The sequence below is a fragment of the Pseudomonas sp. SID14000 genome, assembly GCF_002165135.1.
Lineage (GTDB): Bacteria > Pseudomonadota > Gammaproteobacteria > Pseudomonadales > Pseudomonadaceae > Aquipseudomonas.
Genome location: NZ_NFZQ01000012.1, coordinates 63,973 through 88,404, shown reverse-complemented (window position 1 = coordinate 88,404; position 24,432 = coordinate 63,973). Strand labels below are relative to the sequence as shown.

Below are 24,432 nucleotides of genomic sequence, written 5' to 3'. Positions count from 1 at the left end.
GCTCCTACAGGTTCGCCGCAAGCCTACAGCTATTGGTCAAGCAGCAAAAAGCCGACCCTGAGGTCGGCTTTTTTGTACAGCTCAGGCCATCAACCTGCCCGGCGCAACAACCACACACCGGCCAGCGCACAGATGCCTGCCGGGATCACCACCGCCAGCAGCGGCGGGAAGCCGAACACCTGGCTCGAAGGCCCCAGCAGGTCCTGGGCGATGCGGAACACGAAGCCCACCAGCACACCGGTGAACACGCGCTGGCCAAGGGTCACCGAACGCAGCGGGCCAAAGATGAAGGAAATCGCCATCAGCACCAGCGCCGCAGTCACCATCGGCTGCAACACCTTGGTCCAGAACGCCAGCCAGTAACGGGCATTGTTCAGGCCCTGGTCGGACAGGTAGTGGATGTAGTCCCACAGCCCGGTGATGGACAGCGACTCCGGCGCCAGGATCACGGTATTGAGCAGTTGCGGCGTGAGCGAAACGTCCCAGCGCTCCTGCGGTGTGTTCACCACTTCTGTGCGGTCGCCACGGAAGAAGGTGGTGCGCACGTCGCTGAGCATCCAGTGGTCTTCCTGGTACTGTGCACGGCGGGCGAAGCTCGAGGTGATGATCTTGCGCTCGCTGTCGAAGCGGTAGCGGGTCACACCCAGCAGCAGGCCGTTGGGCTGCACGGCGTTGATGTGCACGAACTCCTCGCCCTGGCGGTGCCACATGCCGCGCTTGGAGCTTTGCGCATCACCACCACCCTGGGCCAGGGAACGGTCGGCCTGGGCCTTGTTCTCGGTCACCGGTGCCACGTACTCGCCGATCAGCAGGCCGACCAGCATCAGCACCAGCATCGGCTTCATCACCGCCCAGACGATACGGCCGACGGAAACCCCGGCAGCGCGCATGATGGTCAGTTCGCTGCTGCTGGCCAGGCTGCCCAGGCCGATCAGGCAGCCGATCAAGGCGGCCATCGGCAGCATTTCGTACAAGCGCCGTGGTGCGGTCAGCAGGACGAAGTTACCCGCCTCCATCACCGTATAGGTGTCGCTCAGGTCGCTCATCTCGTCGATGAAGGCAAACAGCGAGGCCAGGCCGAGGATAATCCCGAGCACGGCGAGGATGGCCAACAGCACGCTCTGGCCGATGTAGCGGTCGAGCTTACCCATGGGCCACCTCCGCACGACGGGCGGCGCGCTTGAGGCGCAGCGGCTCCCAGTACATCAGGCCCAGGCCGATCAGCAGGAACAGGCCGTGGACCCACCACATGCCCAGGGCGATCGGCAGTTTGCCCTTCTCGAGGGCGCCGCGTACGGAAATCAGCATTGTCAGGTAGGCCATGTACAGAAGAATTGCCGGCAGCAGCTTGAGGAAGCGGCCCTGGCGCGGGTTGACCCGGGACAGCGGCACAGCCAGCAGGGTGACGACGAACACCAGGATCGGCAGCGACAGCCGCCATTGCAGCTCGGCACGCTCACGCAGGCCCTTCTTGCCGATCAGCTCGGAGGTGGGGATGGCTTCGCGCTCGGTCACTTCCTCGCTGACTTCCGGCTTGGGCAGCAGCACGCCGTAGGTGTCGTACTTGATGGCGCGGTAGTCGGCCTGGCCCGGGTTGCCATCGTATCGGTAGCCGTTTTCCAGCACCAGGTAGCGGTTGCCGTCGGCCTGGATTTCCTGGTGGCCTTTCTCAGCGACCAGCACAGACGGGGCGCGGTCCTTGGTCTTGTCCTGGTTGAAGCGTTTCTCGGAGATGAACACGCCGGCCAGGTTGATGCGATCGTCCGATAGCTCTTCGGTGTAAGTCACCCGCGAGCCGTCGCGCAGGGTCTGGAAGCGGCCCGGCACCAGGGTGTCGAACTCGGTCAAGGCATCCTGCTGGCTGATGATCTGCTGCACCTGGGCCACGCCCAGCGGCGCCAGGCTCAGGCTCAGCCAGGCCACCAGCAGGGCGACCAGGGCGGCCGGTGCCATGGTCAGGCCCAGCAGGCGCTGCTGGCTCATGCCAGTGGCCGACAGCACGGTCATCTCGCTTTCCAGGTACAGGCGCCCGTACGCCAGGAGAATGCCGAGGAACAGCCCCAAAGGCAGGATCAGTTGCAGGAAGCCCGGCAGGCGGAAGCCCATGATCAGGAACAGCACGCTCGGGTCGAGCACGCCCTGGGCAGCCTGCGCCAGGTACTTGATAAAGCGCCCACTCATGATGATCACCAGCAGCACGGCGCTGACGGCGCTCAAGGTCACCAGGACCTCGCGGGACAGATAACGAAAGACGATCAAACCAGACACTCCTGGGTTGTCAGGGCGGACTGCCAATCAATGGCGTCAGACAATGACTTAGTACAGCCAAGACCAATGCCGGTTCGCCAAAGGCGAACCTCCATGTAAAGTGCGCGCATTATCCTGTGATTGGCCGCCCCTGTCACTTCGCCGCGCATGAACGCGCATAACGGGGTTGTCAGCACACTTGCCGCAGGCTCAAACTGGCAGCTTTTCCGCTGGTACGCGACGACGCGGCCAGGCCCGTCCAGAGCGCTGGGATACACAGCGCCGACTGTATCGATCATTCGGGGATCCTGACATGGAACTGGTTGTAAAAAGCGTAGCTGCTGCATCCGTAAAAACCGCCACCCTGGTCCTCCCGGTAGGTGAAAACCGCAAGCTCGGCGCCGTGGCCAAGGCCGTCGACCAGGCCAGCGAAGGCGCCATCAGTGCCGTGCTCAAGCGTGGCGACCTGGCGGGCAAGCCGGGCCAGACCCTGCTGCTGCATAACCTCCCGGGCCTGAAGGCCGAGCGCGTGCTGCTGGTGGGCAGTGGCAAGGACGAAGCCCTGGGCGACCGTGCCTGGCGCAAGCTGGTCAGCAGCGTCGCCGGCGTGCTCAAGGGCCTGAACGGTGCTGACGCAGTGCTGGCCCTGGACGACATCGCGGTCAGCAACCGCGATGCCCACTACGGCAAGTACCGCCTGCTGGCCGAAACCCTGCTCGACGGCGAGTACGTGTTCGACCGTTTCAAGAGTCAGAAGGCCGAGCCTCGTGCCCTGAAGAAGGTCACTCTGCTGGCCGAGAAGGCCGGCCAGGCTGAGGTCGAACGTGCTGTCAAGCATGCCAGCGCCATTGCCACCGGCATGGCATTCACCCGCGACCTGGGCAACCTGCCGCCCAACCTGTGCCACCCAAGCTTCCTGGCCGAGCAGGCCAAGGACCTGGGCAAGGCGCACAAGGCGCTTAAAGTCGAAGTACTGGACGACAAGAAGATCAAGGACCTGGGCATGGGCGCGTTCTACGCCGTAGGCCAGGGCAGCGACCAGCCGCCACGCCTGATCGTACTCAACTACCAGGGCGGCAAGAAGGCGGACAAGCCCTTCGTGCTGGTGGGCAAGGGCATCACCTTCGACACCGGTGGCATCAGCCTCAAGCCTGGTGCCGGCATGGACGAAATGAAGTACGACATGTGCGGTGCCGCCAGCGTACTCGGCACCCTGCGTGCAGTGCTCGAGCTGCAACTGCCGGTCAACCTGGTGTGCCTGCTGGCCTGCGCCGAGAACATGCCAAGCGGCGGCGCTACCCGCCCGGGTGACATCGTCACCACCATGAGCGGACAGACCGTGGAAATCCTCAACACCGACGCCGAAGGCCGCCTGGTGCTGTGCGACACCCTGACCTACGCCGAGCGCTTCAAGCCACAGGCAGTCATCGACATCGCCACCCTGACCGGCGCCTGCATTGTCGCCCTGGGCAGCCACACCACCGGCCTGATGGGCAACAACGACGATCTAGTAGGCCAGTTGCTCGACGCCGGCAAGCGCGCCGACGACCGTGCCTGGCAGCTGCCGCTGTTCGATGAATACCAGGAGCAGTTGGACAGCCCGTTCGCCGACATGGGCAACATTGGCGGGCCGAAGGCCGGCACCATTACCGCCGGCTGCTTCCTGTCGCGCTTTGCCAAGGCCTACGACTGGGCCCACCTGGACATCGCCGGCACCGCCTGGGTCAGCGGCGGCAAGGACAAGGGCGCCACTGGCCGCCCTGTGCCCCTGCTGACCCAGTACCTGCTGGACCGCGCTGGCGCCTGACGCCGTGAAGCCGGTGGCGCACTGCGCGCCGCCGGCCGGCGATACCACCATGAGCAAAGTCGATTTCTACATCCTGCCCACCGACTCGTTGTCGGCGCGGCTCGATTTCGCCTGCAAGCTGTGCGAAAAGGCCTGGCGCCTTGGCCACAAGGTCTACCTGCATTGCCAGGACGCCGAGCAGCGCGGCGAGCTTGATCAACGCCTGTGGCGCTTCAAGGGCGAGGCATTCGTGCCACACGACCTCGCGGAGGTGCATGCCGATGCCGGCGTGGCATTGGGCCTGGCCGCCGACAGTGCAGGCGATCACCATGACCTGTTGATCAACCTGGGCGCCGGCGTACCAGGCTTCGTCGGCCAGTTCGAGCGGGTGGCCGAAATCGTCGTCGAGGAGCCTGGCATCCGCCAATCGGCCCGTGAACGATTCCGTTTCTACCGTGAACAGGGCTATGCTCTGCAAGACCACCGCTTACAGCGATTTTGACGACGATGGACAAACCCTCCCCCCTGCCCGACTCCGCCCATCTGCTCGATGACCTCGAGTCGATACGCCAGTTGCTTGGCGACGCCGACCTGCAACCACCACTGCTGACCGAGACGGTGGAGCAGATTCCGTTGTTGTTGGAAGAAGCGCCTGGCAACCACACGCCTGCGGCCGAACCGGTTGCTGCCGAGCCCGAAGATGACCCACAGACCCGCCGCCAGGACACCCTGCTGCACCTGGAAAGCGAGCTGCGCGCGGCGGCGCAGATGATCATGCAGGACGTGATCAACGACTTTACCCCGCACATCGAGAACGAGATCAAGCGCCGGCTGGATGCGCGGATCGAGCGGTTGATCAAGCGTTCCGAGTAAAACCGCGATTCGGCGGTGCCTTCTTCGCGGGTAAACCCGCTCCCACAGGACCGGCGCAAGCTTTGAGACTTGCGCCGGTCCTGTGGGAGCGGGTTTACCCGCGAATAGGCCATCCCTGCCGTGCCAGATAGCAGCAGCTTGTCGCCTGCGGCCCCCAGCTTGGTTATACTTCCCGGCTTTCCCGAATAAATGCACAGGGTCCCGCCGCGCATGGATAAGACCTACCAGCCGCACGCCATCGAAACTTCCTGGTACAACACCTGGGAGTCCGAGAACTATTTCGCCCCACAAGGTGCAGGCGAGTCCTACACCATCATGATCCCGCCGCCGAACGTGACCGGCAGCCTGCACATGGGCCACGGGTTCAACAACGCGATCATGGACGCCCTGATCCGTTTCCGCCGCATGCAAGGCCGCGACACCCTGTGGCAGCCAGGCACCGACCACGCCGGTATCGCCACCCAGATGCTGGTCGAGCGCCAGCTCGAGGCCAAGGGCCAGAACCGGCATGACCTGGGCCGCGAAAAGTTCCTGGAGAAGGTCTGGGAATGGAAGGACCAGTCCGGCGGCAACATCAGCCGTCAGATCCGCCGCCTGGGCTCGTCGGTCGACTGGAGCCGCGAGCGCTTCACCATGGACGACGGCCTGTCCGAAGCGGTCAAGGAAGCCTTCGTGCGCCTGCATGAAGACGGCCTGATCTACCGCGGCAAGCGCCTGGTCAACTGGGACACCAAGCTGCACACGGCCATCTCCGACCTCGAAGTGGAAAACCACGACGAGAAGGGCCACCTGTGGAACCTGCGCTACCCGCTGGCCGACGGCGCCAAGACCGCCGAAGGCAAGGACTACCTGGTAGTCGCCACCACCCGTCCGGAAACCCTGCTGGGTGACGCCGCCGTGGCGGTCAACCCGAACGACGAGCGCTACCAGGCACTGATCGGCAAATTCGTCGAACTGCCGCTGGTCGGCCGCCGCATCCCGATCATCGCCGACGACTACTGCGACCCCGAGTTCGGTACCGGCTGCGTGAAGATCACCCCGGCCCACGACTTCAACGACTACGAAGTCGGCAAACGCCACAACCTGCCGCTGCTGAACATCTTCGACAAGAACGCCTTCGTGCTGTCCAGCGCGCAGGCCTTCAACCTCGACGGCAGCGTTAACGAACAGGTCGACACCCGCCTGCCAGCCCAGTATGCCAACCTCGACCGCTTCGTCGCGCGCAAGCAGATCGTCGCCGACCTGGATGCCCAGGGCCTGCTGGTGAGCATCGACGACCATGCCCTGAAAGTGCCGAAAGGCGACCGTTCGGGCACTGTCATCGAACCATGGCTGACCGACCAGTGGTACGTTTCCACCAAGCCGCTGGCAGAACCTGCCATCGCCGCCGTGGAAGATGGCCGCATCCAGTTCGTGCCCAAGCAGTACGAGAACATGTACTTCTCCTGGATGCGTGACATCCAGGACTGGTGCATCAGCCGCCAGCTGTGGTGGGGCCACCGCATCCCGGCGTGGTACGACGAGGCCGGCCAGGTCTATGTCGGCCGCAACGAGGAAGAAGTGCGCGCCAAGCACAACCTGGGCGCCGACGTGGTCCTGCGCCAGGACGATGACGTGCTCGACACCTGGTTCAGTTCGGGCCTGTGGACCTTCTCCACCCTGGGCTGGCCGGAACAGACAGAGTTCCTCAAGAAGTTCCACTCCACCGACGTGCTGGTGACCGGGTTCGACATCATCTTCTTCTGGGTTGCGCGCATGATCATGCTGACCATGCACCTGATCAAGAACGAGGATGGCACACCGCAGGTACCGTTCAAGACCGTGTACGTGCACGGCCTGGTACGTGACGGCCAGGGCCAGAAGATGTCCAAGTCCAAGGGCAACGTACTTGACCCGCTGGACATCGTCGACGGCATCACCCTCGACGCCCTGCTGGAAAAACGCACCAGCGGCATGATGCAGCCCAAGCTTGCCGAGAAGATCGCCAAGCAGACCAAGGCCGAGTTCCCCGAAGGTATCGCCAGCTACGGCACCGACGCCCTGCGCTTCACCTTCTGCTCGCTGGCCTCCACCGGCCGCGACATCAAGTTCGACATGGGCCGCGTCGAAGGCTACCGCAACTTCTGCAACAAGATCTGGAACGCCGCCCGCTACGTGCTGGACAAGGGCGAGGACTGCGGCCAGAACGGCGAAGCCGTCGAGCTGTCGCTGGCCGACCGCTGGATCATCTCGCAGCTGCAGCGCACCGAAGCCGAAGTGACCCGTCAGCTGGAGCAGTTCCGCTTCGACCTGGCCAGCCAGGCGCTGTACGAGTTCATCTGGAACCAGTACTGCGACTGGTACCTGGAGCTGTCCAAGCCGGTGCTGTGGGACGAGAACGCCCCGGTCGAGCGCGCCCGTGGCACCCGCCGCACCCTGGTGCGCGTGCTGGAAGTGGCCCTGCGCCTGGCGCACCCGTTCATGCCGTTCATCACCGAAGAAATCTGGCAGCGCATCGCGCCGCTGGCCGGCATCCAAGGCAAGACCATCATGCTGCAACCCTGGCCGGTGGCCAATGAAGCACGCATCGACGCTGCCGCCGAAGGCGACATCGAGTGGCTCAAGGAGCTGATGGTCGGCCTGCGCAACATCCGCGCCGAAATGAACATCGGCCCGGGCAAGCCGCTGCCGCTGTTCCTGAAGAACGCCAACGCCGACGACCAGCGTCGCCTGCAGGAAAACGAAGCCCTGCTGAAGAAGCTGGCCAAGGTCGAATCGTTCACCGTACTGGGCGATGCCGACGAAGCGCCGCTGTCGGCCACCGCCCTGGTCGGTGACCTGCAAGTGCTGGTGCCAATGGCCGGCCTGATCGACAAGGATGCCGAGCTGGCGCGCCTGAACAAGGAAATCCAGCGTCTGGAGGGTGAAGTGGCACGCGTGGGTGGCAAGCTGTCCAACGCAGCCTTCGTCGACAAGGCACCGCCGGCGGTGATCGAGAAGGAGCGCGCCAAGCTGGCCGAGTCCGAACAGGCCCTGGCCAACTTCACAGAGCAGCATGCGCGGATTGCAGCGCTTTAATCACTAGAGAAAAAGCTGGGGCCGCTATGCGGCCCTTTCGCGACACAAGGCCGCTCCTACAGGGACGGCGCCGATCTGAAGGGCGCCGCTATCCTGTAGGAGCGGCCTTGTGTCGCGAAAGGGCTGCAAAGCAGCCCCAGGCTCTATCAGCCACCGCTCGTATAGGGCTGGACACTGCCATGACCCCGAACAAACCCACCCTGCACCCGCGCAACCGCCACCAGGGCCGCTACGACTTCCCCAGCCTGATCAAGGCCCACCCTGACCTGGCGCGCTTCACCATCACCAACCCCCACGGCAAACCCAGCATCGACTTCGCCAACCCCGAAGCCGTGCGAGTGTTCAACCGTGCCTTGCTCAAGGCCCAGTACGGCATCCAGCACTGGGACATTCCCGCCGATTACCTGTGCCCGCCGATTCCCGGCCGCGCCGACTACATCCACGTGGCCGCCGACCTGCTGGGCGACGACAATGCCGGCGAGATCCCCAAGGGCGCCCAGGTGCGCGCGCTGGACATCGGCGTGGGCGCCAACTGTATCTACCCGCTGTTGGGCCACAGCGACTACCGCTGGCGCTTCCTGGGTTCGGACATCGACCCCGTGGCCCTGGCTTCGGCCAAAGCCATCGTCCAGGCCAACGGCCTGGGCAAGGCCATCACCCTGCGCCAGCAGGCCAATCGTGCGCACATCCTCAGCGGCCTGCTGCAGGAGGACGAACGCTTCGACCTGACCCTGTGCAACCCGCCCTTCCATGCCTCACGCGACGAAGCCACCCGTGGCAGCCAACGCAAGTGGAAGAACCTCGGCAAGCAGGACCCCAAGCGCAAGCTGCCGGTGCTCAACTTCGGTGGCCAGAACAATGAACTGTGGTGCGAAGGTGGCGAGATCCGCTTTGTCACTCAACTGGTCAGCGAAAGCGTGCAGTACGCCGAGCAGGTACTGTGGTTCACCAGCCTGGTGTCCAAGGCCAGCAATCTGCCGGGGATCGAGGCCGCGCTCAAGAAAGCGGGCGCCAAGGCCGTGCGCATCAGTGAAATGGGCCAGGGGCAGAAGCAAAGCCGCATGGTCGCCTGGAGTTTCCACGACGACGCCGCGCGCCAGGCCTGGCACGCCCGGCGTAAATCCCAGGCATGAAAAAACCGCGCCCGGGCAAGCCGGGCGCGGTTTCGTCAAAGCTTCAACAATTACTTGTTGATGGCGTCGGTCAGCACTTTGGCTGGAACGAACTTGACGACTTTCTTGGCAGCGATTTCGATGGCAGCGCCAGTCGAAGGGTTGCGGCCGGTACGGGCAGGACGCTCAGCGACTTTCAGCTTGCCGATGCCTGGCAGAGTGATTTCAGCGCCGTTTTCCAGTTGGTCGGCAACGATCTGGCCCAGTTGCTCCAGAGCGTTCTTGGCGGTGGCTTTTGGCGCGGCGATCGATTCGGCGATGTCGGCAATCAGTTGGTCTTTGGTCAATGCCATGGTGGTGTTCCTTCCCTATCAAATTCGATGGTTATGCAGCGGACTACGACGTTATCGGGCCAGCCCCTGAAAGTGGAGGGCCGCGCCAATCGCGTATGTAGATACGTAAATCGACGTTTGGTTCGACACGACGACAGCACGCTGCCAGCAATGCGCCACACGAGGGGCGCAAGACCGCGCAAAGCTACCACAGGAACGGATAAATATCCGCTGCGCACTTCGATTTAATGCAGGTTTTTCGGGGGTTTTAGCCGAAAACGGGCAAATCTGAACAAAAAACGAACAACCGGCATTTCTGCCAACATCCGGCCACTGCATCACCTTGTGTCTAGGGTAAACTGAGCGACTTTTGCAGCTCGCCGAGAATTCCATGCCAATCCGTCATTGCATCGTTCACCTGATCGACAAAAAGCCCGATGGCAGCCCCGCCGTGCTGCATGCCCGCGATTCCGAACTGGCCGCCTCCGACGCCATCGAAAACCTGCTGGCCGACCTCAATGACAGCTACAACGCCAAGCAAGGCAAGGCCTGGGGCTTTTTCCACGGCGAGTCTGGCGCCTACCCGCTGAGCGGCTGGCTGAAGCAGTACCTGGACGAAGAAAAGGACTTCACCGCCTTCAGCCGCGTGGCCGTGGAGCACCTGCAGAAGCTGATGGAAGAGTCCAACCTCTCCACCGGTGGCCACATCCTGTTTGCCCACTACCAGCAAGGCATGACCGAATACCTGGCGATCGCCCTGCTGCACCACAGCGAAGGCGTGGCGGTGAATGCCGAACTCGACGTGATGCCTTCGCGCCACCTCGACCTCGGCCAGTTGCACCTGGCCGCGCGCATCAACCTGTCGGAGTGGAAGAACAACCAGAACTCCAAACAGTACATTTCGTTCATCAAGGGCAAGAACGGCAAGAAAGTCTCGGACTACTTCCGCGACTTCATCGGCTGCCAGGAGGGCGTCGACGGCCCGGGCGAAACCCGCACCCTGCTCAAGGCCTTCAGCGACTTCGTCGAGAGCGAAGACCTGCCAGAAGAGTCCGCCCGCGAAAAAACCCAGACCCTGGTCGAGTACGCTACTACCCAGACCAAGCTGGGCGAGCCGGTCACGCTGGAAGAGCTGTCCAGCCTGATCGACGAGGACCGGCCCAAGGCGTTCTACGACCACATCCGCAACAAGGACTACGGCCTGTCGCCGGAAATCCCCGCAGACAAGCGCACTCTCAACCAGTTCCGCCGTTTCACCGGGCGTGCCGAGGGGCTGTCGATCAGCTTCGAAGCGCACCTGCTTGGGGACAAGGTCGAATATGACGAAGCGGCAGGGACCTTGATCATCAAGGGGCTTCCGACCACGCTGGTGGACCAGTTGAAGCGGCGCAAGGACTGATGGCCCTGGGGCGCGAAGCGGCCCTAAATAGCGGAAGACCCAGCCCCATAGGAGGCCACCAACGCCTCCTTCGCCGACTTGCGCAGCCGCTTCACCAACCGCTCCTGGCGCAATGCTTCGCCCTTGTCCGGCCATTGCTCTACATACACCAGCGCCTGGGCCGGGCTGGTCTTGAAGTAACGCGCGCCCTGCCCTTTCTGGTGCGCCAGAAAGCGCCGCTGCGGGTCATCGCTGATACCGCAATACAGCGATCCATTGGCAGCCCTTACCAAGTAGACATACCAGGGTTTTACTGCCTGATCCGGCACTTTTTCACTCACGACGCCTGCTCTTTCCATCATTAATTTGGTGAGCCCACCCCAAAAGGGCTTCATCATGCTCACTTCAGTATCCCGCACCTTGCTTGCCGCTGCCCTATTGGCCGGCGTATCCACCGCCCAGGCCTCCATCGGCGCCCGGACCGCCGAGCAGTTGCAGAAAAACTACGATTCCACGCCCGCGCATTGCCCGGGCAACGCGGTACCTGCCCACGCCTGTTCGGGCGTTTTACTAAGGTCAACCAGACCTTCACCGCTTTATCACTCCTGGCATCATAGCCAGAACAGCAAGGACAAAGGCGGCGTATCGTTCTCTTACCTGCGCGCCGACATTCCCACCACGCAGCTGGCTGCCGACGGCCGTAGCGGCTTTACCCTGTACCCGCTGCTGCAACGCCCGAAAGAGAGCTTGCGCTACGAAATGCTATGCGCCTGGCCCACTGACGGTGATACCTGGGAGCGTGACAACCGCGGTTGCGGCGACAACCGGCAGACGGCCGCAACCGAAGCGGCCTGCCATGAACAGGGGGTACTCACTGCCGAGCAGTGGATGGAGCGCTTCCGGCAGAGCGGCGACTACAAGGCCCAGTGTGCATTCGATATCCGTCGGGCGCGGGTTCCTGAGCGGGCTGAAGCCTTCTACCAGAGCGTACGTGCCAAACAGTTGTTTGCACCTGAACTACCTTTCCCGTGGAACGAAGTGGTGATCGGTGCGTGGGACGAAGAGCAGTCCAGCAGGCTGCCAATCCAGTCGTTCTTCCATGTCGAAGGCGCTTACGGCGCATTGCAACAAGCTCAGGCTGATCAGCAGGATTGGCACAGGACCAACGGCACATTCATACCTGTCATCCGTATCCGCCTACCGAACGACCTCGATGAACGCGCCGCCTTCAGTTATCACGAGAGTGATCAGGCGGTAGCGCTGCCTTGAGCATGCTGGTATGCCCGCAGGCCTTTGAATGCCTGCTGGCGTACCTTGTTCTGCACCAGCGGCGACCAGCCCAGCAGCATGCCAGGCACTCCCAGCGCCTGCCGCGTCCAGCGCCACAAGTCGAAGTGGTCATCGTGCTGGCAGATCAGCCCGTCACGGATCACGAAGCGCGCCTGGATATCGTTGACCACGGTGCGGCCGGTCTGGCTGAACAGGTAGGTGACCACCCAATGCGCTCCACCACTGTGCTCGTCAGCGCGGACGTTATCGAATGTCAGGGTGAAGTCCTTGGCACGGCTGGTGAGCATCCGCCACATGTCGCCTGCATCCTTGCCGCGCAGGGTGCCGAAGACCGGGTCGCTGAAGACGATATCGTCGCTGTAGCAGGCGACCATGGCCTCGGCGTCCAGGCGCTGGAAGGCCTGGTAGAAACGGGTGATCAGGTCGCGGTTGGCGTCGCTCATGGGGGCTGGTCCGTCCTGGGGGTCAAAACAGCACGATAATCTGCCCCGGTTGCTTATGCCAGTACCGGCGAAATGGCCGGCACAGCCAATATCAGCTTCAGACTTTTTCGCTGCTCACCTGCACATGCAAAGCCCGCCCGGCCCCCAGGCCGAACACGATGGCGCCTCCCCCCAGCACGGCAAAAATCCACCCGACTGCCGCCCAGCCCCCGGTCAGGTCATGCACCAGCCCCACCGCAAGCGGCCCCATCGACGCCAGCGTATACCCCACTCCCTGCGCCATGCTCGAAAGGTTTGCCGCCACATGGGCATCCTTCGAGCGCAGCACGATCAAGGTCAGCGCCAAGGCAAAAGTGCCGCCCTGCCCAAGGCCCAGCACGATCGCCCACCCCCACAGCCCGGAAAGCGGCGCATACAGGCAACCGAACAGGCCGGCCAGGGTAGTCAGCATCACCAGAACGATCGCCAGGCGCTGGTCCTTGCCGCGAGTGGCAAGCCAGGGCGCACTGAGTGAGCTGACCAACTGCACGATCACCGACCCCGACAGCACCAGGCCCGCCTCGGTCGGGCTCAGGCCGCGACCGATCAGGATTGATGGCAACCAACCAAAGACGATATAGGCCAGCGACGACTGCAGGCCCATGTACAAGGTCACCTGCCAGGCCAGCGGGTCGCGCCACAGGCCACGCACGCGATAGGCTACCTTGTGCAGGCCATGGCCCTGCCGGGCCTGCGGCAGCCACACCAGCATGGCCAGCAAGGCCGGCATCGTCCAGAAGCCCAGCCCCAGCGCCCAACTGCCGTCGAAATGTCGGGCCAGGGGAACGGTGGCCCCGGCCGCCATGGCAGCACCCAGGCACAGCGCCATGGTGTACACGCCGGTCAGCGTGCCCGCGTGCTGTGGGAAGTCGCGCTTGACTATACCCGGCAACAACACGCCGATAATGCCGATGCTGGCCCCCGCCACAAGGCTGCCAAGGAACACCCCGGCGGTCCCCAGAGTGCTACGCAGCACGATGCCCAACGCCAGGGTGACGAGGATGCCGAGGACTACCCGTTCACTACCGAAGCGCCTCGCCAGCACCGGCGCCAGAGGGGCGAACAGGCCCAGGCATAGCACCGGCAAGGTGGTCAGCAACCCGGCCTGCGAGGCATTCAGGCCCAAGCCTTCGGATACCTGGCCCAGCACCGGCGCCATGCTCGACAACGCCGGGCGCAGGTTCAATGCCACCAGCACCAAGCCGAGCAACAACAGCCAGGGCCGCTGCAGCACCACAGGCTGTTGCTGTACCTGCTCATCGTCAGCTTCGGCGTCGATAAGCAACTCATCGAGGTCCCGCTCGTTCGGCGGGGTATTACGGGTGATTGATTCAGCCATGGCCTTCTCGGGGTCAGGATTCGATAAGGGTACGGCTCAGGCGCTTGGCCCGCTCCGCATCGCGTTGCTCGATGGCGGCAAGGATCTGCCCATGCAGGTCGAACGTGGCCTGGCAGCGCGGGACGGTCGCCATGTTGTGCTGCAACGCGGCGGCCACCACTCCGGAGAAGTACCGGTACAGCTCACTCAAGGCCGGGTTATGAGCGGCATCGACCAACCGCTGGTGAAAGACCAGGTCGCAGGCCACATAGGCGTCGACATCGCCGTGAAAATGCCCGGCACTACTGGCCAGGGCAGCACGCAGCGCTTGCAGGTCGGCATCGGTACGGCGCAGTGCGGCCAGGCCGATGGCCTCGGCTTCCAGGATGTGCCGGGTTTCACGGGCCTGCTCGGGCGTGCAGCGCGACATCGCCTGCACTGCCTGCAGCGGGTCCTGAGCCGTGCGCAGGTAACTGCCATCACCCTGGCGGATCTCCACCAGGCCACTGAACGCCAGCACACGCATGGCCTCGCGTACGGTGTTACGGCTGATGCCCAACTGCAGGGCCAGTTCCGGCTCGGTCGGCAATCGCTGGCCAACCTGCCAGTCGCCCTGCTCAATGCGTTCGCGCATGCGTTCGACGGCCAGTTCGACAAGGGAACGCTTGGTCAGTTCTGTACTCATGCTACTCAACCAATCATCCGATGAATTGGCGCAGCATACCGTTCGGCAAAGTGTTTGTCATTGAAGAGAGCAGCGATTAAAACCTGGCACGATTTTTTGTAGGAGCGGCCTTGCGGCCCTATCGCGACACAAGGCCGCTCCTACAAGGACCGCGCAGGGTAGTGGATGGCGTCAGTTCAACGCATCGAGCAGCGCCTGGTTCATCTCTGGCGTGCCGATGGTGATGCGCAGGAACTGGGCAATACGTGGCTGCTTGAAGTGGCGCACGATTACACCCTGCTCACGCAGGCGCGCAGCCAGCTCACCGGCATCCTGCTGCGGATGGCGGGCGAAGATGAAGTTGGCCGCCGACGGCAGTACTTCGAAGCCCTTCGCCCGCAGTTGCCCGACCAATACCTCGCGGCTGTCGATCACCTTGCGGCAGGTCTCCTCGAAGTACTCGCGGTCCTCGAACGCCACAGCTGCACCAACGATCGCCGCACGGTCCAGCGGGTAGGAGTTGAAGCTGTTCTTGATCCGCTCCAGCGCCTCGATCAGGTCCGGGTGCCCCACCGCCAGGCCAACCCGCAGCCCGGCCAGCGAGCGCGACTTGGACAGGGTCTGTGTGACCAACAGGTTATCGTAGCGGTCCACCAGGCTGATGGCCGTTTCGCCACCGAAATCGATGTAGGCTTCATCGACCACCACCACCGAATCACGGTTGGCCTGCAGCAACTGCTCCACCGCCTGCAGCGGCATCAGGCAGCCGGTCGGCGCGTTGGGGTTGGGGAAGATGATACCGGCGTTGGGCTTGTTGTAGTCCTCGATACGGATCTGGAACTGCTCATCCAGCGCCACCTGCTCGAAGGCAATACCATAGAGGCCGCAGTAGACCGGGTAGAAGCTGTAACTGACGTCCGGGAACAGCAGCGGTGCGTCGTGCTGGAACAGACCGTGGAAGATGTGCGCAAGTACCTCGTCCGATCCATTGCCGACGAATACTTGTGTCGGGGTCACGCCGTAGTACTCGGCCACCGCCTGCTTCAGCCGGTCACCGTTCGGGTCCGGGTACAGGCGCATGTTGTCGTTCAGCTCGCCGCGCATGGCCTCCAGCGCCTTGGGCGACGGGCCATAGGGGTTTTCGTTGGTGTTCAGCTTGACCAGGCGGGCAAGCTTGGGCTGCTCGCCCGGTACGTAAGGCACCAGGTCCTTGACGAAGGGGCTCCAGAATCGACTCATGCTCAGTTCCCCTTCTCTTGGGTAAGGATGCGGTATTCAGCGCTGCGGGCGTGGGCGGTCAGCGACTCGCCACGGGCCAGGACCGAGGCGGTGTGGCCAAGTTCGGAGGCGCCCTGCTCAGAGCAGAAAATGATCGACGAACGCTTCTGGAAGTCATACACCCCCAGCGGCGACGAGAAACGCGCGGTGCCTGAGGTGGGCAGCACGTGGTTAGGGCCGGCGCAGTAGTCGCCCAGCGCTTCGCTGGTGTGGCGGCCCATGAAGATCGCGCCAGCGTGGCGGATGTGCGGCAGCCAGGCCTGCGGGTCGGCCACCGACAGCTCCAGGTGCTCCGGCGCGATGCGGTTGGCCACTTCCATGGCCTGCTGCATGTCACGCACCTGGATCAGCGCACCACGGCCATTGATCGACTTCTCGATGATGCCGGCACGTTCCATGGTCGGCAGCAGCTTGTCGATGCTGGCGGCAACGCGGTCGAGGAAGGCGGCATCGGGGCTGACCAGGATGGCCTGGGCATCTTCGTCGTGCTCGGCCTGGGAGAACAGGTCCATGGCGATCCAGTCCGGGTCGGTCTGGCCGTCGCACACCACAAGGATTTCCGACGGGCCGGCGATCATGTCGATACCCACCTGACCGAACACGTGGCGCTTGGCGGTGGCGACGTAGATGTTGCCCGGGCCGACGATCTTGTCCACCTGCGGCACGCTTTCGGTACCGTAGGCCAACGCAGCAACAGCCTGGGCGCCACCGACGGTGAACACACGGTCGACACCGGCGATGCAGGCAGCCGCCAGCACCAGCTCGTTAACCTCGCCACGCGGGGTCGGCACCACCATCACCACTTCGGTCACACCGGCGACCTTGGCCGGGATAGCGTTCATCAGCACCGACGACGGGTACGACGCCTTGCCACCCGGCACATACAGGCCGGCACGGTCCAGTGGGGTAACCTTCTGGCCGAGCACGGTGCCATCGGCTTCGGTGTACTGCCAGGAGTCCTGCTTCTGCCGCTCGTGGTACATGCGCACACGGTTGGCGGCCTTTTCCAGGGCTTCACGCTGGGCCGGGGTAATGCGGGTCAGGGCCAGTTCCAGGCGCGCGCGATCGAGGATCAGGTCGTCAATCGACTTGGCATCGACACCATCGAAACGCTGGGTGAACTCCACCAATGCCGCATCGCCACGCTCACGCACGGCCTTGATGATGTCGAGCACGCGCTGGTTGACCGCGTCATCGGACACACTTTCCCAGCTCAGCAGATGATCCAGATGTCGGACAAAATCCGGATCAGCAGCGTTGAGACGGGCAATTGCAGTGGACACGGTCATGGCGAGGGCCTCGATTATTGGCGAATGCTCAGGCGCCCTAGGCTACCAGTCCATCCGCGCGGGCACCCGAGAAAAATGGCTATGACGCGGATAGACGGGCGCGACAGCGAAGGCCGCGCGCAGTCGGTAGAGAGTCAGCCGCGGTGTCGCGATTCGACCGCACCGCGCAGCGTGTCGATCAGGCTCTGGATACGGGCGTGCTGCATTTTCATGGAGGCCTTGTTGACCACCAGGCGCGAGCTGATCGTGGCGATCAGTTCTTGGGGCTCCAGGCCGTTGGCACGCAGGGTATTGCCGGTGTCGACCACGTCGATGATCTTGTCGGCAAGGTTGATCAGCGGTGCCAGTTCCATCGAGCCGTACAGCTTGATGATGTCGACCTGGCGGCCCTGCTCGGCGTAATAGCGCTTGGCTACATTGACGAACTTGGTAGCCACGCGCAGACGGCCCTTGGGTTCGGGTGCACCGACCACGCCAGCAGTCATCAGCTTGCAACAGGCAATCTGCAGGTCCAGGGGCTCGTACAGGCCCTGACCGCCGTACTCCATCAGCACATCCTTGCCGGCCACCCCCAGGTCGGCAGCACCATGCTCGACATAGGTCGGCACGTCGGTCGCACGAACGATCAGCAGGCGCACATCGTCCTGCGTGGTGGGGATGATCAGCTTGCGGCTCTTGTCCGGGTTCTCGGTCGGCACGATACCAGCCTCGGCAAGCAACGGCAGGGTATCGTCGAGAATACGGCCTTTGGAAAGCGCGATGGTCAACATTGGAACGTCGGTCCTTAAGCGGCTACTGCCGGCCGGGCGTCGAGCCCGACCGCATTCAATTCGTTATGCGGGAGCGGGCAAGCCCGCTGCCGCAGCAGACGACTAGCCCGGTACGCGACGGATCTTCGCGCCCAGCATCTGCAGTTTTTCTTCGATGCACTCGTAACCACGGTCGATGTGGTAAATGCGATCGATCAGGGTATCGCCTTCGGCTACCAGCGCCGACAGCACCAGGCTGGCAGAAGCACGCAGGTCGGTGGCCATTACCGGGGCACCCTTCAGCGCCTTGACACCAGTGACGATGGCAGTGTTGCCTTCGACCTGGATCTGCGCGCCCATGCGATGCATTTCGTAGACGTGCATGAAGCGGTTTTCGAAGATCGTCTCGATCACTGCACCGGTGCCTTCGGCAATGGCGTTGAGCGAGATGAACTGCGCCTGCATGTCGGTCGGAAACGCCGGGTACGGGGCGGTACGCAGGTTGACGGCTTTCGGCCGCTTGCCGTGCATGTCCAGCTCGATCCAGTCTTCGCCGGTGTTGATGTCGGCGCCGGCTTCCTTGAGTTTTTCCAGGACCGCTTCAAGGATGGTCGGGTCGGTGTCCTTGACCTTGACGCGGCCACCGGTCACGGCAGCGGCAACCAGGTAGGTGCCGGTCTCGATACGGTCCGGCATCACGCGGTAGTTGGCCGAGCCCAGGCGCTCGACGCCATCGATGGTGATGGTGTCGGTACCAGCGCCCTGGACGTTGCCGCCCATGGCGTTGATGAAGTTGGCCAGGTCGACCACTTCCGGCTCGCGCGCGGCGTTCTGCAGCACGCTGCGGCCCTTGGCCAGGGCCGCGGCCATCATGATGTTCTCGGTACCGGTCACGCTGACGGTGTCGAAGAAGAAGTGCGCACCGCGCAGGCCGCCCTCAGGCGCCTTGGCCTTGATGTAGCCGCCTTCGACTTCGATCTTCGCGCCCATGGCCTCGAGGCCACGGATGTGCAGGTCGACCGGGCGCGAGCCAATGGCGCAACCGCCAGGCAGGGCCACTTCGGCCTCGCCGAAACGGGCGACCATCGGGCCCAGCACCAGGATCGAGGCGCGCATGGTCTTGACCAGCTCGTAAGGCGCGACCAAGGTCTTGATGGTACGTGGGTCGATCTCCACCGCCAGCTTTTCGTCGATCACCGGCTCGATGCCCATGCGACCGAACAGCTCGATCATGGTGGTGATGTCGTGCAGGTGCGGCAGGTTGCCCACGGTGACCGGGCCGTCGGCCAGCAGGGTTGCCGCCAGAATAGGCAGGGCTGCGTTCTTCGCGCCCGAAATGCGGATCTCGCCATCAAGGCGAGCGCCACCAGTAATAATCAGTTTGTCCATTGGAATCTCGCCGCCACGTTGGCTCAGGTGCGCTCAGCCCAGGCTGCGCTGCTGAAAAATTTCATGGTTACCGCATGGATGCTGCCATTGGCGATCCACGGATTCAGGTGAGCATAGATCGCCTGCTGGCGTTTGACCGGGCTCAGGCCGGCCAACTCGTCGCTGATCACGTTCAACTGGAAGTTGCAGCCTTCGCCTTCAACTTCGACCCGGGAACCCGGCAATTTCTCTTCAAGGAAGCTTTTAACTTCTACGGCCTGCATGCTCAACCTCAATCGGCGCCCGATGCGCACGGGTCGGCCATCATACAAAAAAGCCCCTCGCCTGCGAAGCCCAACGAGGGCTTCGCTGACCGAGGGGCCATCATCCGTGCCGGAACATCAGGTTGCCAGCACTTCATCGAGGTCATAGACCTCGGCAATTTCCCGCATGTCGTCGGGCATGCTGCGCACCAGGCAACCCTTGCCGGCGGCCTGGGCATCGCGCATGAAACCCAGCAACAACGACAGGCCGACACTGGTGGAACGCTGCACTGCCGAACAATCGAGCACCAGCTGCGCCTCGCGGCAGGCCGCGATCAGCGCCTTGCCCTGCTTGCGCAGGACCGGCCCGCTGCGGTAGTCCAGCACACCGGCCAGGCGCAGCACGCCCGGCTCGGCCATGCTTACACCGGCCTCACTCATTTGACTGTCTTCTCTGGCGAGTTGTCGGCGGCCTGCTTGGCTTTGGCCACTTCGCCGGCCCAGCCGTCGATGGTCTTGTCCAGGTCGTTGCCGTTGCGCTGCATGGCGTCGGCGAACTGGTCGCGGAAAAGCTTGCCGATGTTGATGCCGTTGACGATCACGTTACGCACCTTCCATTCGCCGCCGATGTTTTCCAGGGTGTACTGCACCGGATACACGGCACCGTTGTTGCCGGTGACCTTCATGCCAACGCTGGCGCGCTTGCCGTCATCGGCCTTGGCCGGGTCGACGGTGATGCCCTGGTTGTTGTACTCGAGCAGGGCATTGCCATAGAACTGCATCAGGCTGCGCTTGAAGTTTTCCTGGAAGCGCTGCATCTGCTCAGGGGTAGCCTTGCGCGAGTACTTGACGGTCATGATGCTTCTGGAAATACCGTCGGCGTCCACCACAGGGCCGAGGATGCGGTTAAGCGCATCGTAGAAGGCGTTGGGGTTGGACTTGTACTGTTCCTTGTTGGCCTTGAGGTCGCCCAGCAGTTCAGTGGTGGTGCCCTGAACCACATCGCGTGGCGTCTGCGCAGCCATGGTCAGCAGGGGGAAGGCCGCCAGCAGGACCAGCAGGCCACGTCGCAGGATGGAAATCATGGAAACTCCTTAATTAGCCGGTTGCGCTTCTTTCGGTTCCTTGCCAACGGAGTTGAGCAGGAACTTGCCAATCAGATCTTCCAGCACCAGGGCCGATTGGGTGTCGTGGATGGTCGCGCCGTCCTTGAGCACCTGGTCTTCACCGCCCACGCTGATGCCGATGTACTTCTCGCCAAGCAACCCGGCGGTCAGGATCGAAGCAGTGGAGTCGGTCGGCAGGTTGTCCACCGACTTGTCCAACTGCAGCGTCACCCGACCGGTGTAGGAATCACGGTCCAGATCGATGGCGGTAACCTTGCCGATGGTCACACCGGCCATGGTCACTTTAGCTCTGACCGTCAAACCGGCGATATTGTCGAAGTAGGCATAAACTTTATAAGTATCACTGCTCGGGCTTGCCGACAGCCCGCTGACACGCAGGGCGAGCAGCAGCAGCGCCAGGATCCCGGCCAGGAGGAACAGGCCGACACCGATTTCCAGGGTGCGGTTTTGCATCAGAAATCTCCAAACATCAAGGCGGTCAGAATAAAGTCCAGACCCAGCACTGCCAACGAGGCATAGACCACGGTCTTGGTGGTGGCACGGCTGATCCCTTCTGAGGTGGGCTCACAGTCGTACCCCTGGAATACGGCGATCCAGGTCGTGACGAAGGCGAATACCAGGCTCTTGATCAGCCCGTTGAGCACGTCGTCAGTGAACGAAACACTGTTCTGCATGTTGGCCCAGAACGAGCCCTCGTAGACGCCCAGCCAGTCCACCGCCACCCACGAGCCACCCCAGATGCCGACCACGCTGAAAATCAGCGCCAGCAAGGGCAGCGAGATGAAACCGGCCCACAGACGCGGCGCGACGATGTACTTGAGCGGGTCGACGCCGATCATTTCAAGGCTCGACAACTGCTCGGTGGACTTCATGTTGCCGATTTCGGCAGTCAGCGCCGAACCGGCACGGCCGGCGAACAGCAACGCCGTCACCACCGGGCCGAGTTCACGCAGCAAAGTCAGGGCGACCATCTGCCCCACCGCCTGCTCCGAGCCGTACTTGGTCAGGATGCTGAAGCCCTGCAGCGCCAGCACCATGCCGATGAACACCCCGGACACGACGATGATCGCCAGCGACAGCACGCCCACCGAATACAGCTGCCTGGTCAGCAGCTGGAAGCCGCCACCGATGCCGCCACGACCGATCAGCGCATGGAACAGGAACAGGCAGGAGCGCCCCAGCACCGCCAGCACGTCGATCGCCGAGCGACCCAGCAGGCGGACACGTTCGAGTAAGGATTTTCTGCGCATCAACGCGCCCCCAGCAGGTCGGCGCGGTAGTCAGGCGCAGGAAAGTGGAAAGGTACCGGGCCATCCGGATCGCCCTTCATGAACTGGCGAATGCGCGGGTTGTCCGAGCCCATCAGCTCGTCAGGCGTCCCCTGGCCCAGCACCTGGCCGTCACCCACCACATAGATGTAGTCGGCGATGCTGGCGGTTTCCGCCAGGTCGTGGGAAACGACGATGCTGGTGATACCCAGGGCATCGTTCAACAGGCGGATCAGGCGCACCAATACGCCCATGGCGATCGGGTCCTGGCCGACGAACGGTTCGTCGTACATGAGGATCTGCGGGTCCAGGGCAATCGCCCGGGCCAGCGCCACACGGCGTTTCATGCCTCCGGACAACTCGTCGGGCATCAGGTCGATGGCACCGCGCAGGCCCACGGCCTGGAGCTTCATCAGCACGATATCGCGGATCATTTCGTCCGACAGCTGGGTGTGCACACGTAGCGGGAACGCGACGTTCTCGAACACGTCGAGGTCAGTGAACAGCGCGCCGCTCTGGAACAGCACCCCCATTTGCTTGCGGGCGTCGAACAGATCGCTGCGCGACAGCGTCGGCAGATTTTGCCCGGCAACCCAGACCTCACCGCTGGAAGGGCGCAACTGCGCGCCCATCAGGCGGAGCAACGTGGTCTTGCCGCAACCCGATGGCCCCATGATACCGGTGACCTTGCCGCGCGGGATGCGAATGTCGACGTTGCTGAAAATGCTGCGCGAACCGCGTTTGAAGGTAACCCCCTTCAACTCGACCGCGTAGGCGCTATCCACACTCATCTAGACTCCTTGCTAGTGCAGCCTCGTCCTAGTGGACGCCGGCCTCCATCTGGAAGGCACAAGCGCCCCTGGCAGGCCGAATAGCGGCGAACTATAGCACCGCTGACGGCGCCGCCCCAAGGTCGGCTAACGAGCCGTTCAGCCCTGCGACAGGCTGGCGAGACATTCACCACGGCAATCGAAAGCGTGAGGGTTTCGTTCATTGCAGCTATAATCGCCGCCTTTTCATCAGGCATTGCTTTTTCGACATGAGCCAATCCAGCGAGCTGATCCAATCCGCCCAACGCACCCTGCGCCTGGAACTCGAGGCCGTAGAGGCCCTGCTGGCGCGCATCGACGACAATTTCGTCAAGGCCTGCGAACTGATCCTGGCCAGCAAGGGCCGGGTCGTCGTGGTCGGCATGGGCAAGTCCGGGCATATCGGCAACAAGATCGCCGCCACCCTGGCCAGCACCGGCACACCGGCGTTTTTCGTGCACCCGGCCGAAGCCAGCCACGGCGACATGGGCATGATCACCCGCGATGATGTCATCCTTGCCCTGTCGAATTCCGGCAGCACCGCCGAAATCGTCACCCTGCTGCCACTGATCAAGCGCCTGGGCATCAAGCTGATCAGCCTGACCGGCAACCCGGACTCGCCCCTGGCCCAGGCTGCCGAGGTCAACCTCGACGCCCGTGTCGAGCAAGAGGCCTGCCCGCTGAACCTGGCCCCCACCTCCTCCACCACCGCGTCGCTGGTACTGGGCGACGCGCTGGCCATCGCCCTGCTCGAAGCCCGCGGCTTCACCGCCGAGGACTTTGCCTTCTCGCACCCGGGTGGCGCGCTGGGCCGCCGCCTGCTGCTCAAGGTGGAGAACGTGATGCACGCTGGCGATGAACTGCCTCAGGTCCCCCGCGGCACCCTGCTCAAGGACGCACTCCTTGAAATGTCCCGCAAAGGCCTGGGCATGACCGTGATCGTCGAAGCCGACGGCAAGCTGGCCGGGATCTTCACCGACGGCGATCTGCGCCGCAGCCTGGACCGCAACATCGACGTCCACACCACCCTGATCGACCAGGTCATGACCGTGCACGGCAAGACGGCACGCGCCGAAATGCTCGCCGCCGAGGCCCTGAAGATCATGGAGGACCACAAGATCGGCGCCCTGGTGGTGGTGGACCGCGAGGACCGCCCGACCGGCGCCCTGAACATGCACGACCTGCTGCGCGCCGGCGTAATGTAAAGGAGCGACGGAATGAACCAGGACCTCATGCAACGCGGCAAGCACATCAAGCTGGCGGTGTTCGACGTGGACGGCGTGCTCACCGATGGGCGCCTGTACTTCCTCGAGGACGGCAGCGAGTTCAAGACCTTCAACACCCTCGACGGCCAGGGCATCAAGATGCTGATGGCTTCGGGCGTGACCACCGCGATCATCAGCGGACGCAAGACCCCGGTAGTCGAACGCCGGGCCAGGAACCTCGGCATCCCGCACCTTTACCAGGGCCGCGAGGACAAACTGGTGGTGCTGGACGGCCTGCTCGCCGAACTGGGCCTGAGCTATGCTCAAGTGGCCTACCTGGGCGACGACCTGCCCGACCTGCCGGTGATTCGACGGGTCGCCCTGGGCATGGCAGTGGCCAACGCCGCGCCGTTCGTTCGCCAGCACGCACATGGCGTGACCCAGGCACGTGGCGGCGAAGGCGCGGCCCGTGAATTCTGCGAACTGATCATGCAGGCCCAGGGCACCCTGGACGCTGCCAACGCAAACTACCTGTAA

Annotated in this window: 26 protein-coding genes; 9 read left to right on the top strand and 17 right to left on the bottom strand. The window is 63.3% G+C overall.

From position 1 onward, the window contains the following. Window positions 1–89: 89 nt before the first annotated feature. Entirely contained in the window at window positions 90–1,151 is a 1,062-nt protein-coding gene (gene lptG, locus CAY82_RS18855; protein ID WP_087502566.1) for an LPS export ABC transporter permease LptG, read from the bottom strand. Then, complete coding sequence (gene lptF / locus CAY82_RS18850) at window positions 1,144–2,259, bottom strand: LPS export ABC transporter permease LptF (protein ID WP_087502565.1); 1,116 nt, start codon at window positions 2,257–2,259, stop codon at window positions 1,144–1,146. Before lptF ends, lptG begins: the two co-directional genes overlap by 8 nt. A 301-nt stretch (window positions 2,260–2,560) precedes the next feature. Between lptF and CAY82_RS18840 the strand changes: the two genes are divergently transcribed. From CAY82_RS18840 to rlmF, 5 genes are all read left to right on the top strand, one after another. After that, window positions 2,561–4,054, top strand: coding sequence for a leucyl aminopeptidase (locus tag CAY82_RS18840; RefSeq protein WP_087502563.1), 1,494 nt, complete (start codon window positions 2,561–2,563; stop codon window positions 4,052–4,054). Between the two features lie 49 nt (window positions 4,055–4,103). Next, on the top strand, window positions 4,104–4,535 hold the full coding sequence (locus CAY82_RS18835; RefSeq protein WP_087502671.1) for a DNA polymerase III subunit chi: 432 nt from the start codon (window positions 4,104–4,106) through the stop codon (window positions 4,533–4,535). A gap of 5 nt (window positions 4,536–4,540) precedes the next feature. Beyond that, window positions 4,541–4,906, top strand: coding sequence for a DNA polymerase III subunit chi (locus CAY82_RS18830; protein WP_087502562.1), 366 nt, complete (start codon window positions 4,541–4,543; stop codon window positions 4,904–4,906). 210 nt (window positions 4,907–5,116) lie between these two features. Then, complete coding sequence (locus CAY82_RS18825; RefSeq protein WP_087502561.1) at window positions 5,117–7,963, top strand: valine--tRNA ligase; 2,847 nt, start codon at window positions 5,117–5,119, stop codon at window positions 7,961–7,963. A 179-nt stretch (window positions 7,964–8,142) separates the two neighbouring features. After that, on the top strand, window positions 8,143–9,096 hold the full coding sequence (gene rlmF, locus CAY82_RS18820; RefSeq protein ID WP_087502560.1) for a 23S rRNA (adenine(1618)-N(6))-methyltransferase RlmF: 954 nt from the start codon (window positions 8,143–8,145) through the stop codon (window positions 9,094–9,096). Between the two features lie 50 nt (window positions 9,097–9,146). Here the strand turns inward: rlmF and CAY82_RS18815 are convergent, their stop codons facing one another. Beyond that, window positions 9,147–9,428: an HU family DNA-binding protein gene (locus CAY82_RS18815; protein WP_003257928.1), complete on the bottom strand. Its 282-nt coding sequence runs from the start codon at window positions 9,426–9,428 to the stop codon at window positions 9,147–9,149. Window positions 9,429–9,798: 370 nt separating this feature from the next. Between CAY82_RS18815 and yejK the strand changes: the two genes are divergently transcribed. Then, a complete protein-coding gene (gene yejK, locus CAY82_RS18810; RefSeq protein WP_046615754.1) occupies window positions 9,799–10,806 on the top strand; it encodes a nucleoid-associated protein YejK in 1,008 nt (335 codons plus the stop codon). Window positions 10,807–10,829: 23 nt separating this feature from the next. On the opposite strand, the gene CAY82_RS18805 is transcribed toward yejK, so the two are convergent. Then, window positions 10,830–11,144, bottom strand: coding sequence for a GIY-YIG nuclease family protein (locus tag CAY82_RS18805; RefSeq protein ID WP_140399123.1), 315 nt, complete (start codon window positions 11,142–11,144; stop codon window positions 10,830–10,832). A gap of 37 nt (window positions 11,145–11,181) precedes the next feature. Between CAY82_RS18805 and CAY82_RS18800 the strand changes: the two genes are divergently transcribed. Then, window positions 11,182–12,054 carry a hypothetical protein gene (locus tag CAY82_RS18800; protein ID WP_087502559.1) on the top strand — a complete coding sequence of 291 codons (873 nt, stop codon included), beginning with the start codon at window positions 11,182–11,184 and terminating at the stop codon, window positions 12,052–12,054. Here the strand turns inward: CAY82_RS18800 and CAY82_RS18795 are convergent. The 13 genes from CAY82_RS18795 to CAY82_RS18735 all read right to left on the bottom strand — a co-directional run bounded on the left by CAY82_RS18795 (window position 12,033) and on the right by CAY82_RS18735 (window position 22,672). Next, complete coding sequence (locus CAY82_RS18795; protein ID WP_087502558.1) at window positions 12,033–12,518, bottom strand: nuclear transport factor 2 family protein; 486 nt, start codon at window positions 12,516–12,518, stop codon at window positions 12,033–12,035. The genes CAY82_RS18800 and CAY82_RS18795 overlap by 22 nt on opposite strands. A 97-nt stretch (window positions 12,519–12,615) precedes the next feature. After that, window positions 12,616–13,896 carry an MFS transporter gene (locus CAY82_RS18790; protein WP_087502557.1) on the bottom strand — a complete coding sequence of 427 codons (1,281 nt, stop codon included), beginning with the start codon at window positions 13,894–13,896 and terminating at the stop codon, window positions 12,616–12,618. 13 nt (window positions 13,897–13,909) lie between these two features. Continuing rightward, the gene (locus tag CAY82_RS18785) at window positions 13,910–14,560 is read right to left on the bottom strand and encodes a FadR/GntR family transcriptional regulator (RefSeq protein WP_087502556.1); all 651 of its coding nucleotides are present in this window, start codon (window positions 14,558–14,560) and stop codon (window positions 13,910–13,912) included. Window positions 14,561–14,731: 171 nt separating this feature from the next. Then, window positions 14,732–15,778, bottom strand: coding sequence for a histidinol-phosphate transaminase (gene hisC, locus CAY82_RS18780; protein ID WP_087502555.1), 1,047 nt, complete (start codon window positions 15,776–15,778; stop codon window positions 14,732–14,734). Window positions 15,779–15,780: 2 nt separating this feature from the next. Then, window positions 15,781–17,106 (bottom strand): histidinol dehydrogenase, encoded by a 1,326-nt coding sequence (gene hisD / locus CAY82_RS18775; protein ID WP_087502554.1) that lies wholly within the window; start codon window positions 17,104–17,106, stop codon window positions 15,781–15,783. 134 nt (window positions 17,107–17,240) lie between these two features. Continuing rightward, on the bottom strand, window positions 17,241–17,876 hold the full coding sequence (gene hisG, locus CAY82_RS18770) for an ATP phosphoribosyltransferase (RefSeq protein WP_087502553.1): 636 nt from the start codon (window positions 17,874–17,876) through the stop codon (window positions 17,241–17,243). Window positions 17,877–17,978: 102 nt separating this feature from the next. Beyond that, window positions 17,979–19,244 (bottom strand): UDP-N-acetylglucosamine 1-carboxyvinyltransferase, encoded by a 1,266-nt coding sequence (gene murA, locus CAY82_RS18765; protein WP_087502552.1) that lies wholly within the window; start codon window positions 19,242–19,244, stop codon window positions 17,979–17,981. Between the two features lie 23 nt (window positions 19,245–19,267). Next, window positions 19,268–19,507 (bottom strand): BolA family protein, encoded by a 240-nt coding sequence (locus CAY82_RS18760; protein WP_003255121.1) that lies wholly within the window; start codon window positions 19,505–19,507, stop codon window positions 19,268–19,270. Window positions 19,508–19,624: 117 nt separating this feature from the next. Further along, window positions 19,625–19,927 carry a lipid asymmetry maintenance protein MlaB gene (locus CAY82_RS18755; RefSeq protein ID WP_087502551.1) on the bottom strand — a complete coding sequence of 101 codons (303 nt, stop codon included), beginning with the start codon at window positions 19,925–19,927 and terminating at the stop codon, window positions 19,625–19,627. After that, window positions 19,924–20,571, bottom strand: a complete 648-nt coding sequence (locus CAY82_RS18750) for a phospholipid-binding protein MlaC (RefSeq protein ID WP_087502550.1) — start codon at window positions 20,569–20,571, stop codon at window positions 19,924–19,926. Before CAY82_RS18750 ends, CAY82_RS18755 begins: the two co-directional genes overlap by 4 nt. A gap of 9 nt (window positions 20,572–20,580) precedes the next feature. Beyond that, entirely contained in the window at window positions 20,581–21,066 is a 486-nt protein-coding gene (gene mlaD, locus CAY82_RS18745; RefSeq protein ID WP_016485045.1) for an outer membrane lipid asymmetry maintenance protein MlaD, read from the bottom strand. Then, window positions 21,066–21,863: a lipid asymmetry maintenance ABC transporter permease subunit MlaE gene (mlaE, locus tag CAY82_RS18740; RefSeq protein ID WP_087502549.1), complete on the bottom strand. Its 798-nt coding sequence runs from the start codon at window positions 21,861–21,863 to the stop codon at window positions 21,066–21,068. The genes mlaD and mlaE overlap by 1 nt, the downstream gene beginning before the upstream one ends. Beyond that, entirely contained in the window at window positions 21,863–22,672 is an 810-nt protein-coding gene (locus tag CAY82_RS18735; protein WP_012270662.1) for an ATP-binding cassette domain-containing protein, read from the bottom strand. Before CAY82_RS18735 ends, mlaE begins: the two co-directional genes overlap by 1 nt. Window positions 22,673–22,920: 248 nt before the next feature. Between CAY82_RS18735 and CAY82_RS18730 the strand changes: the two genes are divergently transcribed. Further along, window positions 22,921–23,895 (top strand): SIS domain-containing protein, encoded by a 975-nt coding sequence (locus tag CAY82_RS18730; protein WP_003257920.1) that lies wholly within the window; start codon window positions 22,921–22,923, stop codon window positions 23,893–23,895. Window positions 23,896–23,907: 12 nt separating this feature from the next. Continuing rightward, window positions 23,908–24,432, top strand: coding sequence for an HAD family hydrolase (locus CAY82_RS18725; protein ID WP_087502548.1), 525 nt, complete (start codon window positions 23,908–23,910; stop codon window positions 24,430–24,432).